Below are 12,753 nucleotides of genomic sequence, written 5' to 3' on the forward strand. Positions count from 1 at the left end.
AGCTCTTAAACCATATCCTTTTGAAATGCCTCTAACGCAATATGAACAGTCTCATCTGGAATAGATACGACATTCACTACCCCATATTCCTGCATAAGTACCATATGAATTGCTCCAGCATTCGCTTTCTTATCTTGTTTCATCAACCCGACGAGGCGTTCTACATTCAAATCACGTGGCATTTTTGGATAACCGTACTTTAAAAACCACTGCTTCATCTCTTCATAAGCAAGATTAACCTTATACACTTGCTCACTTAAGAATATAGCAAATAACATTCCAACCGCCACTCCGTCACCGTGAGTAATATTTCCGTATCCTAGTTCTTTTTCAAGAGCATGGCCTAACGTATGGCCAAAGTTTAAATGTGCACGTACACCTTTTTCTGTTTCATCTTGTGCTACAATGTTTGCCTTTACAGGAATTGCCTTCGTTAATATGTGGATTAATTTCTCATCACGAAGATCTGCTAATGTTTGCACTTCTTCTTTTAGCCAATGATATAGGTTTACATCACCAATTAGAGCATGTTTTATCACTTCTGCATAACCCGAGCGCCACTCTTTTTCAGGAAGAGACTGTAAAAACGGCGTATGATATACAACTGCTTCCGGTTGATGGAATGCACCTATCATATTTTTACCTAACGGATGATTGATTGCTACTTTCCCACCTACCGCGCTATCGTGAGCTAATAAAGTAGTCGGAACTTGAACAAAGCGAATTCCACGCATAAACGACGCAGCAACAAAACCAGCTAAATCTCCAATCATCCCGCCTCCAAGTGCAACAATTAAAGAATTTCTATCTAATTTATTTTCAAGAGCTGACGTATGAGCCGCATAGAAATTTTCAAAGGACTTCTCTTTTTCACCACTCGGTACAACAAATGAAAATACTTTTTGATCTATTTGCAACGCGTCTACAACTGTCTGTAAATGTAAAGATGCAACAGCTTCATCTGAAATGATCATAATATTTGATACAGATGGCTGCATGTTTTGAACGATTGTTGTCAAATGTGACAACGATTCTTTTCCTACATATACATCATATTCTTTTGATTTCGTTTGAATATGTATGTTTCCCATTAAAATCCCCTCGCATATTCATTATGTTTCTCAATATTTTCACGAATAAGGTCCATACGATCTAATCCGAATTGTTCTATTAAAGCTGTCGCTAATTCCCAAGCTACAACCGCTTCCGCAACGACACTAGCTGCTGGAACAGCACAACTATCTGAACGTTCAATACTTGCTGTAAAAGGCTCTTTCGTATCAATATCGACACTTTGAAGAGGTTTATATAGTGTAGGTATCGGTTTCATCACTCCGCGCACAACAATTGGCATTCCAGTCGTCATACCGCCTTCTAAACCACCCGCGTTATTTGTTCTTCTTGTATATCCATGCTCTTCATCCCACAAAATTTCATCATGAACTTCGCTACCCGGTCTATGTGCTGCTTCAAAACCAATTCCAATCTCGACTCCTTTAAAGGCATTAATGCTCATTATTGCGGCTGCTAATTTTGCATCTAGTTTTCGATCATAATGCACATAGCTGCCTACTCCAATTGGCATTCCTTCCACAATTACTTCCACGATGCCACCGATTGAATCACCATTTGATTTCGCATCATCAATTGCTTTTATCATTTGATTACCAGCTTCTTCATCTAAACAGCGTACAGGTGATGCTTCTGTAATACTTTTTAATTCTTCAATTGAACGATACGTAGTCTCTTTAGCCTGTACACCGCCAATTTCAATTACATGGCCTGCTACTGCAATACCAAGTTCCGCTAACACTTTTTTTGCAACCGCACCAGCAGCAACACGTACTGTCGTTTCGCGTGCCGAAGAGCGTTCCAGTACATTTCTCATATCTCTATGACCATATTTAATCGCACCATTTAAATCAGCATGTCCAGGTCTTGGTTTTGTTACTTTCCTTTTCATTTCTTTTTCTTCTTGTTCCGTTAACGGCTCTGCACCCATAATTTTTGTCCAATGTGCAAAATCACGGTTTTCAACAACAAGTGCAATTGGAGAACCTAATGTCTCTCCATGCCTAACACCACTTACAATTTGCACTTGATCTGTTTCAATTTGCATGCGTCTACCACGCCCATATCCCTTTTGCCTTCTAGCTAACTCTTCATTTATATCATCCGCTACTAATGGTAGTCCGGCTGGAACACCTTCTATAATCGTTGTAAGTTGTGGACCATGAGATTCACCAGCTGTAATATATCGCATACGTTATTCCTCTTTTCGTATATGTATTTATCTCGCTATATTAAGCAATAATTTTATCTTTCATTACTCTAAAAATATGAAAGAGTTATTCATACATCAGCCATTCGCTTATTCTCCGATAGGCCTTTACTTTACATATCAATATATCATAACAGCTCTAACTTCGTAACTAATAGAAATAAAAAAAGTGCAAGAAGAATACCCCTATTCTCCTTGCACTTTCTACTATTATCACAGTGATTAAAGCGTTTACAAATTATTTCAAAATAATTAGTAAATCCATTCATTCATTAATTTTGAGTAGTCAACTAATTCTTCTTCTTTAAAGAAAATAGCAATCTCGCGCTCTGCACTTTCTAACGAATCAGAACCATGGATAATGTTTTTTGCAACAGTTACACCGAAATCTCCACGAATTGTTCCAGGAGCTGCTTCATGTGGTCTTGTTTTACCCATCATGTTACGAGCTGTATCTACTACACCTTCACCTTGCCATACCATTGCGAATACAGGACCAGATGTAATAAAGTCTACTAATTCACCAAAGAAAGGTTTTTCTGTGTGCTCAGCATAGTGTTGTCCAGCGATTTCTGGAGTGACTTGCATTAATTTTGCACCAACTAATTGAAAGCCCTTCTTCTCAAAACGAGCTACAATTTCCCCAATGAAGGCACGTTGTACACCGTCTGGTTTAACCATTAGAAATGTTTTTTCCATAAAAAATCTCTCCACTTCTGAATTATGTATGTAATTGTATATCCCCACACACATATTAACACCCTTATCACAATTGTGCAATAGTTTTGAAATAGAGAGATTATTTTATTTTTTAGAAAAAACACTAAAATTTTCGTTTTCCAATATACTTTGCTACATTTTGTAATGCATACTTTGCTTGTCCACGTGGGAGTGGTTTTATCATTTCTAATGCTTTATGTAAATAACGTTCACTAAACGCAAATGCTTTATCAATAGCAGCACTATTCTTTACAGCTTCAATAATTTCTTTCATTTCGTCCGCTGTTGTATTTTCATGTACAGATCTGATTTTCTTACAAAGGATTGGATCTTCCATAGCATATAAGGCAGGAAGCGTAATGTTTCCTTGCAATAAATCGCCCCCAGCAGGTTTTCCAAGCTTCTCTTCTGTAGAAACGAAGTCTAAAATGTCATCAATAATTTGATACGACATCCCTACGAAATAGCCATACCAAAACAGACGGCTTACCGTATCACGATTAGCGCCAGCAGCAATCGCTCCTAGTTGGCAACTTGCAGCAATTAATAAAGCGGTTTTTCGCTTTATTCTTCTTAAATATGTTCTTAAATTTTGGTCATAGTTATACTTATCTTTAATTTGTTCGATTTCACCTTTACACACTTCTAAAATGGTATGCGATAGCGCCTGATGCGCCTCTGGAATTTCAATATTCGTTATACATTCAAGAGACTTAGCGAATAAATAGTCCCCTGTATACATTGCAATACGATCTCCCCATTTCGCATTCACAGTTGCACTACCACGTCGTAAAAACGCAGCATCAATAACATCATCGTGAACAAGAGAAGCCATATGAATAAGTTCTAACGCAACAGCTACATGCTTAATTGCATCTAACTTATAATCTCCAAATTTCCCCGCAAGCAACACAAATACAGGACGAATTCGCTTCCCACCAGCTTCAATAAGTTGTAATGCCGCCTCTTCTACTAATGGCTGTTCAGAAGCAACTGTCTTTTTTAATTCTTTTTCTATCACATTAATATCCGATCGTAAAAAAGAGTACATAAGTTGTAACTTCATATTGTTCACCTTAACCTAAAACTTCTTTTTTCTATTTTGATTCTGGTTTCATGCCTAAATGCATCGCTGCTACCCCAAAAGTAAATGGCTTCACTTGCACACGTTCAAGTCCAGCTTTTTCGAACATATTAGCCAATTCTTTCATACCTGGGAATGTACTAGCAGATTCTTGTAGCCATGAATATTCTTTATAACTTTTCGCAAATAACTTTCCAAATAACGGCATGATATATTTAAAGTATAAAATATAACCTTGTCGAAAACCAATCATTGTTGGTTGAGATGTTTCTAAACAAATTACTTTTCCACCTGGTTTTACTACACGCGTCATTTCTTTTAATACGTGCATATAATCCGGTACATTACGTAAACCAAATCCAATCGTTACATAATCAAACGTGTTATCTTCAAATGGAAGTTCCATTGCATTCCCGTGCAGAAGTTCTACTTGTTTTAATTGTAACGCCTCTACCTTTTGCTTACCAACAGATAACATATTTTCGCTGAAGTCTAAACCAACAACCTTGCCCTGTTCACCCACCGCTCCAGCTAGCGCAATTGTCCAGTCCGCTGTTCCGCAACATACATCAAGCGCTTTACTACCTGGCTTTACATCCATAATGCGCATCGTCTCTTTGCGCCACGCTTTATGTCTTTGAAAACTAATTACAGAATTCATCACATCGTATTTATCAGAGATTTTCTCAAATACATCATGTACTCTTTCTTCTTTTGATTGTTGCATGCTCGTACCTTCTTCCAATGTAAAATTGCTTATGTCTTCGATGTATCTCTTAACACAGAGTTTATTTCGCTTATATCTGTGTGATTTTCTAAAAATTGATTTTCTTTCTTTCCAAGTTTCATCATCCATCCATTCATAACTGTTTCTGCATCTGCTTTATCGTTCACAATCCCTTGAACAGCTTGAAAAACAGGTGAATGTTGTTTATTAACATGTAGTTCACATTCTTTTTGGAGACGATTTTTCCCTAGTACATATGTTATAAACGGCTTCCAATGCGCTAAATGAAAATGATCACATGTTTTTTGCAACAGTGCAGACTCAATCATTACTACACTCTCCATTATGTCATCCACCGTTTTATGCGCTTTTTGATATAACATTATTTTGTGTTCATTAATTTCTTTAATTCCTTCAGCAAGCGCACGAATTAAAACAATATCACGATTCATAGACAATAAGTAATAATATAACCCGCTATAGTAATCACCAGCAAGCACTGTTAACTGGCGACGCTTATGCGATTCATTCGCTTCTTCCCCTGCTTTATTTGATACTCTTTCATGTGTATCAAGCGCAATTTGCACAAGCATAATCGTCACTACATAATGCTCAATTTGTTCTATATGTAAATTTGCACCTTTTAAAGCACCATATAACAATGCGATTTTCTCTTCATCAATAAATGGTTCTTCAATATAGTTTATAAAATAAGGATGGCGTAATTTCACCATCAATTTCTCTCTTATACCCGCATACCCTCCGTAGATGTCACACACAAAAATCACCCTTGTTTTCTAATTCATAAAACTTATTATAACACATACACTCTATTTTCTATAACCAAAACTTGGCTACTCTTTCCAAACTTCTACCGAACTACATAACATCTTCTATTCTTTTAAGTAATCTTTCTATTCTCACTCTGCCTCGCTAAAACTATATCATTTATTTACAAAAAAAAAAAAAAAGAAAAGCAGTTTCCCACTTTTCTTTACTTCGTTTTAATAAAAGATAAAATTTCACTACGTGCTGCAGCATCATTTTCTAGCACACCACGTACTGCTGTTGTTACTGTTTTTGCACCTGGCTTTTTCACACCGCGCATCGTCATACACATATGTTCCGCTTCTACTACTACCATTACACCATGCGGCTCTAGTACTTCCATAATAGAGTTCGCTACTGTTGATGTAATACGTTCTTGCAGTTGTGGACGACGTGCAATTGTATCTACAGTACGAGCTAATTTACTTAACCCTGTCACTTTTCCGCCTTGCGGAATATATGCAACGTGAGCAACTCCATAGAATGGAACTAAATGATGCTCACACATCGAATAAAACGGTATATCTTTTACTAGTACAAGCTCCTCATGATCTTCTCCGAACACTTTGTGTAAATGTTCTTTCGGATCTTCATGCATACCTGAGAACACTTCTGCGTACATTTTTGCAACACGCTTTGGTGTATCAAGTACTCCCTCTCGATTAGGATCATCTCCAATTGCCTCTAAAATAAGGCGTACTGCATGTTCAATTTGTTCTAAATTAACTTTTGCCATCCGCTAGCCCTCCCGAAAACCTAAAAGTGATACGAACACATTCTAGCATATTTATGTTTTTAAAAGCAAAAAGAAGAGTTTCCAAAAAGGAAACTCTTCTTCCCTGTTAATATGTAAGGATTATTTAACCGCATCTTTTAATGCTTTACCAGGTTTGAATGCAGGTACTTTACTTGCAGCGATTTCAATCTCCTCACCTGTTTGTGGGTTACGACCTTTACGAGCCGCACGCTCACGAACTTCGAAGTTACCGAATCCGATCAGTTGTACTTTATCACCTTGTTTTAAAGCTTCTAAGATAGAATCAAAAACAGCGTCTACTGCTTTTGTTGCGTCCTTTTTAGAAAGGGAACTTGCTTCTGCAACAGCATTGATTAAATCTGTCTTGTTCATGCCATTCACCTCCTCCCAAAGATAAGACTGTATAATGATCATAAAATGAGTCTTACTTTCATTTGTAGGCAATTTTTGCAAATTCTATACTACAAAGATGTAGATAAATCATTATCAACGCCTATATTATACGATTCTCCTTTATAATTCAATATTTTTAAGGAAATTGTTACTCTTAAAATGTGAAAATCTGATGAAACTTGACAATTTACAACAATATATTAGATAATAACTGTTTATTTTCCTATTCTATATGCGAAAATTTAAAAATCCCTCTACGATGAGAGGGATTTTTTCTTATAATATAATCGCAATTAATCCGCCAGATCCTTCATTAATAATTCTTTCTAGCGTTTCTTTTAATTTATATCTCGCATTTTCTGGCATTAAAGATAGTTTCGCTTGAATGCCTTCCCGAACAATAGAACTCAGTGAACGTCCAAATATATCAGAATTCCAAATTGATAATGGATCATCTTCAAAATCTTGCATTAAGTAACGAACTAGTTCTTCACTTTGTTTTTCCGTACCAATGATTGGCTCAAACGTAGACTCCACATCTACTTTAATCATATGAATAGATGGAGCTACAGCTTTTAATTTCACACCAAATCTTGAACCGTGACGAATAATTTCTGGTTCATCTAAGCTCATGTCAGCTAACGCAGGCGCCGCTACACCATATCCTGTTTGTTTGACCATACGCAGAGCATCCGCCACTTGATCGTATTCTATTTTCGCATGAGATAAATCGAGCATAAGCTTCAATAAATGATCTTTCCCTCGAATTTCTACTCCTACTACTTCTTTTAAAATTTGATCATATAATTCATCTGGTGCATATAAATCAATCTCTGCTACGCCTTGCCCCATATCAATGCCAGCTAGGCTCGCTCGATCAATAAATTCATACTGACTAAACTGCCATACGACACGGTCTACATCACGAAGACGTTTTATATCCTTGACAGTCTCTTGAACGGCTTCTTGATAACTTTGGCGTAACCAATGCCCTTCATTTAGCACCATTACCCAGCTCGGAAGGTTCACATTCACTTCTAAAACAGGGAACTCAAATAACGCCTCTCGAAGTACATTGTATACATCTGTTTCTCTTAAACTTTCAACACTCATCGCAATGACTGGGATATCATATTCTTCAGATAAGCTTTGGCGCAATTGCTCTGTATCTGGATGATACGGCTGTACAGTGTTAATGATCATAATGAAAGGTTTTCCGACTTCTTTTAGCTCATTTACGACGCGTTCTTCTGCCTCTATATAATCTCTTCTTGGAATTTCACCAATCGTTCCATCTGTTGTAATGACAACACCAATTGTTGAATGTTCTTGAATTACTTTACGCGTTCCGATTTCTGCAGCTTCATGGAATGGAATAGGTTCTTCATACCAAGGAGTATTAATCATGCGCGGGCCATTCTCATCTTCATAGCCTTTTGCTCCTGGAACCGTATATCCGACGCAATCTACTAATCGAATATTCACTTCAAGACCTTCATCTACTTCAATAGAAACCGCTTGGTTTGGAACAAATTTCGGTTCCGTCGTCATAATTGTACGGCCAGCAGCACTTTGAGGTAGTTCATCCTGCGCCCTTTGACGGTCAGACTCATTTTCAATATTAGGAATAACTACAAGTTCCATAAATTTTTTAATGAATGTTGATTTCCCTGTTCGAACAGCTCCTACAACTCCAAAATAAATATCACCGCCTGTGCGTTCCGCAATATCTTTAAAAATATCTACCTTTTCCAAGTGATTCCCTCCCTCAATATTTTTGGGAATAATTCCACGTTTATAGTCAACTAATACCTTCTCTAACGTTGTCTATAATATCTGATATAATATAATGGTATTCTAGAAGTTCGGACAATATATCATATAATTTTGTCCAATTTCATATGACTATTAAAAAATACCTTTTGTTTGCATCGCAAGTTGTGTAACATAAAAAACCTTTCTTCTAGAACTTATTCACTAAAAGAAAGGTTCATGACTTATGATTTTTAAAAAATTGGTTCTCCATTCTTTACCGTATACGGTAAAGAATACGCAGGTACAAACGGAGAATCTTTCGAAAGTATATTTCGAATATCTTCTCCCTCCTTAAATTGCCCTTCATTTTTTTTCAACGCTTCATATAAGTCGATTCTATAATCAACATAAATTTCTCCCTTCTCATTAATTACAAAAGGAAGGCCTTTACCAGAATACGGACTTGTCACTTGCGGTACATCTTTATATCCAAGTTTTTTGAAATCTAATTCATACACACCATCTGAAATTACCTTTTTAAAAGGTGGATATTGATGTTCATCTCGATACATCCTAAGCTTTAATGATAATTCCTGAATTTGTTCAGCCATCCTAACATCAATTAACTTTACTGTTGGGTTTGTTTCAACGTCTATTAATACGTATTGATATACTCCCCCGCTTTCATAGGCATTCCCTGGTGCTTCTTGTATGTAACGCGGAGAAATCTTTTGAAAATCGATTGGATATTTTTGATAAATAGGCGTATTCATATCCCGCGTCTTAATTGGCAATATCCCTTCATTTTGCTCCTTAAATGTCACAACAGCTTTTTGAACGACTTGTAGCTGATCTTCATAAGGAACAGCATTTTGTTTCATATTTTCTTTTGGATACAGACATCCTGTTAAAATGCTCATACAACAAAATATTAAAATAATATGGACTTTTTTCACTAGTAATCACCTTTTCATACTAATATAACTCGCTCCGTACCATGCCCTTTACTGCTGTACAGGACCACTAAATACAACAAGAAAAATAACAATTCCTGACACAATCATGAGGGTGTACGCTACCAATGCTGTAATCCCTTTCAAAACTTTATTCTTTATTTTATATCTGCTTAGTAAAATAAAACTTACTGCAAAAAACATAAATCCAATTGCTCCTAAAGCAAACCACATTTTTATAAGCCCTTCCGACATATACACACCCCTTTTTATTAATCTATTTTTATACTATTTTAACAAATTAAAATCTTTAAACAAATACAAAAAAGAACATTTTACTACAAATCGAGAATATGTAGTTTTAATCAATAGGTTTTTCAGCATTTTCCACCAGTCTAGATAAAAATAAAACCGAAGCGAGCATATCTCTCGCTTCGGTTGACCAAATATGCCCAAAACAGCTCTATTCCCATACTTTCATGGCTATCATATGCAATTTACAAACTCTTTGTTTCTCATATTTTATTTTTTAAACATTTTGCTTAACGAGCCAAAATCTGTCGGCATATTATTGTTAATAATCGCTTTTACAATTTGATCCTCTTGTTCTTTCGGCACTTCACGTCCTGCCATAAGAGCCACTTGATGAATCAATTGACGAAGTACAGTCTCATCACGTAAATTCGCATTTTGTACAGATGAAGCTAATTTAAAAATATCTTCTTTATTCACTTTCGCTTCTTTTTCAATGTTATTAAAAATGTTGTTATCCATTCTTTTCACCCTCTCCTCAAGTTACTCTTCATCCTATGCAAAAATAAAAAAATGGTGAAAAGACCCAAAAAAATAAAAAGCGACAGAAGTACAATTGTACTTCTGTCGCTTTTCTTTAAAGTAAGTCAGGTATAGCTTCCACTTCATGTTTTCGAACACGCCCCATTAATGAGCCCACTGCATCTTTTACATTATTCCCATTGAATAAGACGTCATATAAAGCAGCTGTAATCGGCATTTCCACTTCCATTTTCTCTGCCAACTCATGCGCAGCTTTCGTTGTTCTTACACCTTCGACAACCATACCCATGCTTTCTAACACTTCTTCTAAAGAGTGTCCTTTTCCAAGCAAATTCCCAGCACGCCAATTTCGGCTATGAACACTTGTACAAGTTACAATTAAGTCTCCCATACCAGTTAGACCAGCAAACGTTAACGGATTTCCACCCATTTTTCTTCCTAAACGAGCAATCTCCGTTAAACCACGCGTCATTAATGCCGCTTTCGCATTATCACCTAATCCAAGACCATCAGTTATCCCAGCAGCTAATGCGATAATATTTTTTAACGCACCACCAAGTTCAACTCCAACGATATCTGGATTTGTGTATACACGGAAGTAACTATTCATAAACAAATCTTGTACTTCCTCAGCCGCTTCCATACGCTTTGCTGCAGACGTAACAGTTGTCGCTTGACGCAACCCTACTTCTTCAGCATGACTGGGTCCAGACAGTACAACAACATCTTTAATCAAGTCCTCTGGAATTTCTTCCTCAATCACTTCCGAAATACGTTTTGACGTACCAGGTTCAATTCCTTTACTTGCATGAATCCAAGTAGTCGGGCCTGCTACATATTTCTTCATATCTTGCAGTACTTCTCTATACGCTTTCGTTGGTACTACAAGAAGTACTACATTTACATCTACTAATGCTTCTTCTAAAGAAGAGTAGGCTACGATTGTGCTTGGCAATGTAATTCCTGGGAGATATCGACTATTCTCATGTTTTGTATTAATCTCATCCATAAGTTCAGAACGATTTCCCCAAATACGTACATCATGCCCATTGTCAGCTAATACCATCGCTAACGCTGTTCCCCAGCTACCTGCTCCAACTACTGTGATTTTTGTCATAAAATCACATCCTCTCCATTAGTCTCTTGCTCTAGCGATAATGTGAATCGGTGTTCCTACAAAGCCGAATGATTCACGTAAACGATTCTTTAAGAAGCGCTCATATGAGAAGTGCAATAGTTCTGGATCGTTTACAAACACAACAAATGTTGGTGGTTTTACCGCAACTTGTGTTGCATAGAAAATCTTCAGACGACTACCATTATGCGTTGGCGTTGGATTCATCGCTACCGCATCCATAATTACATCATTTAATACGTTCGTTTGAATACGGATACTATGGCTTTCATTTACCTCATCGATAACCGGTATTAACGTTTGTGTACGTTTTCTCGTTTTTGCAGATAAGAATACAATCGGTGCGTACTCTAAAAATTGGAAATGAGCACGAATGTTTTCTTCAAATGCTTTCATTGTTTTCTCATCTTTTTTCACTGCGTCCCATTTGTTTACAACAATCACGACAGCTCGTCCTGAATCATGAGCGTATCCAGCGATTTTTTTATCTTGTTCAATAATTCCTTCTTCACCGTCTAAAACGACTAAAACAACGTCAGAACGTTCAATCGCTCTTAGTGCACGAAGTACACTATACTTTTCTGTACTTTCATACACTTTCCCTTTTTTACGCATACCAGCTGTATCGATAATTACATAATCTTTTCCATCTTTACTATATGGTGTATCGACAGCATCACGAGTTGTTCCTGCTACATTACTAACAATTACACGCTCTTGACCAAGAAGAGCATTTACAAGTGATGATTTCCCTACGTTTGGACGTCCAATTAAAGAGAAACGAATTGTATCTTCATCATATCCGTCTTCTTCAATCTTTGGAAAATGCTGTGCAGCTTCGTCTAATAAGTCACCTAATCCTAATCCGTGTGTACCTGAAATTGGGAATGGCTCACCAAATCCTAATGCATAGAAATCATAAATGTCACTGCGCATTTCCGGATTGTCCACTTTATTTACTGCAAGTACAACCGGTTTATTTGAACGATATAATATTTTCGCAACTTCTTCATCAGCTGCTGTTACACCGTCACGACCATTTGTCATAAAAATGATAACATCCGCTTCATCAATTGCCACTTCAGCTTGTTGACGAATTTGTGTCAAAAATGGCTCGTCTCCAATATCAATTCCACCTGTATCAATAATGTTAAATTCATGATTTAACCATTCTCCAGCGCTATAAATACGATCGCGCGTTACACCTGGAATATCTTCTACGATTGAAACTCTCTCTCCAACAATTCTATTGAAAATAGTAGATTTCCCTACGTTCGGGCGGCCTACTATTGCTATTACTGGTTTCGGCATATACTTTCATCCTT

At 36.8% G+C, this 12,753-nt stretch carries 14 protein-coding genes; all 14 read right to left on the bottom strand.

The features are described 5' to 3' along the window. Positions 1 to 5: 5 nt before the first annotated feature. The 14 genes from aroB to der all read right to left on the bottom strand — a co-directional run bounded on the left by aroB (position 6) and on the right by der (position 12,739). Positions 6 to 1,091 (bottom strand): 3-dehydroquinate synthase, encoded by a 1,086-nt coding sequence (gene aroB / locus QCI73_RS19595; RefSeq protein ID WP_070805616.1) that lies wholly within the window; start codon positions 1,089 to 1,091, stop codon positions 6 to 8. After that, positions 1,091 to 2,263: a chorismate synthase gene (aroC, locus tag QCI73_RS19600; protein WP_001269362.1), complete on the bottom strand. Its 1,173-nt coding sequence runs from the start codon at positions 2,261 to 2,263 to the stop codon at positions 1,091 to 1,093. Before aroC ends, aroB begins: the two co-directional genes overlap by 1 nt. 270 nt (positions 2,264 to 2,533) lie before the next feature. Further along, a complete protein-coding gene (gene ndk, locus QCI73_RS19605) occupies positions 2,534 to 2,980 on the bottom strand; it encodes a nucleoside-diphosphate kinase (RefSeq protein ID WP_000415885.1) in 447 nt (148 codons plus the stop codon). 124 nt (positions 2,981 to 3,104) lie between these two features. Further along, positions 3,105 to 4,067: a heptaprenyl diphosphate synthase component II gene (gene hepT, locus QCI73_RS19610; protein ID WP_000776082.1), complete on the bottom strand. Its 963-nt coding sequence runs from the start codon at positions 4,065 to 4,067 to the stop codon at positions 3,105 to 3,107. Positions 4,068 to 4,098: 31 nt separating this feature from the next. Further along, positions 4,099 to 4,812 carry a 2-heptaprenyl-1,4-naphthoquinone methyltransferase gene (menG, locus tag QCI73_RS19615; RefSeq protein WP_001187667.1) on the bottom strand — a complete coding sequence of 238 codons (714 nt, stop codon included), beginning with the start codon at positions 4,810 to 4,812 and terminating at the stop codon, positions 4,099 to 4,101. A 29-nt stretch (positions 4,813 to 4,841) separates the two neighbouring features. Then, on the bottom strand, positions 4,842 to 5,591 hold the full coding sequence (locus tag QCI73_RS19620) for a heptaprenyl diphosphate synthase component 1 (protein ID WP_041184091.1): 750 nt from the start codon (positions 5,589 to 5,591) through the stop codon (positions 4,842 to 4,844). A gap of 215 nt (positions 5,592 to 5,806) precedes the next feature. Then, positions 5,807 to 6,376, bottom strand: a complete 570-nt coding sequence (gene folE / locus QCI73_RS19625) for a GTP cyclohydrolase I FolE (RefSeq protein ID WP_001151482.1) — start codon at positions 6,374 to 6,376, stop codon at positions 5,807 to 5,809. Positions 6,377 to 6,496: 120 nt separating this feature from the next. After that, positions 6,497 to 6,769 carry an HU family DNA-binding protein gene (locus tag QCI73_RS19630; protein WP_001043860.1) on the bottom strand — a complete coding sequence of 91 codons (273 nt, stop codon included), beginning with the start codon at positions 6,767 to 6,769 and terminating at the stop codon, positions 6,497 to 6,499. A gap of 297 nt (positions 6,770 to 7,066) precedes the next feature. Further along, the gene (spoIVA, locus tag QCI73_RS19635; RefSeq protein WP_000416519.1) at positions 7,067 to 8,545 is read right to left on the bottom strand and encodes a stage IV sporulation protein A; all 1,479 of its coding nucleotides are present in this window, start codon (positions 8,543 to 8,545) and stop codon (positions 7,067 to 7,069) included. Positions 8,546 to 8,796: 251 nt separating this feature from the next. Then, a complete protein-coding gene (locus QCI73_RS19640) occupies positions 8,797 to 9,501 on the bottom strand; it encodes a hypothetical protein (RefSeq protein WP_353823594.1) in 705 nt (234 codons plus the stop codon). Between the two features lie 48 nt (positions 9,502 to 9,549). After that, positions 9,550 to 9,753, bottom strand: coding sequence for a DUF2768 domain-containing protein (locus QCI73_RS19645; RefSeq protein WP_001288998.1), 204 nt, complete (start codon positions 9,751 to 9,753; stop codon positions 9,550 to 9,552). Between the two features lie 267 nt (positions 9,754 to 10,020). Next, the gene (locus tag QCI73_RS19650; protein ID WP_000369754.1) at positions 10,021 to 10,272 is read right to left on the bottom strand and encodes a stage VI sporulation protein F; all 252 of its coding nucleotides are present in this window, start codon (positions 10,270 to 10,272) and stop codon (positions 10,021 to 10,023) included. Between the two features lie 115 nt (positions 10,273 to 10,387). Beyond that, positions 10,388 to 11,410 (bottom strand): NAD(P)H-dependent glycerol-3-phosphate dehydrogenase, encoded by a 1,023-nt coding sequence (locus QCI73_RS19655; protein ID WP_000161775.1) that lies wholly within the window; start codon positions 11,408 to 11,410, stop codon positions 10,388 to 10,390. An 18-nt stretch (positions 11,411 to 11,428) separates the two neighbouring features. Beyond that, positions 11,429 to 12,739, bottom strand: a complete 1,311-nt coding sequence (gene der / locus QCI73_RS19660) for a ribosome biogenesis GTPase Der (RefSeq protein ID WP_001125893.1) — start codon at positions 12,737 to 12,739, stop codon at positions 11,429 to 11,431. Positions 12,740 to 12,753 lie beyond the last annotated feature (14 nt).

The organism is Bacillus cereus group sp. MG16 (assembly GCF_040459875.1).
In the GTDB taxonomy this organism is placed as follows: domain Bacteria; phylum Bacillota; class Bacilli; order Bacillales; family Bacillaceae_G; genus Bacillus_A; species Bacillus_A paranthracis.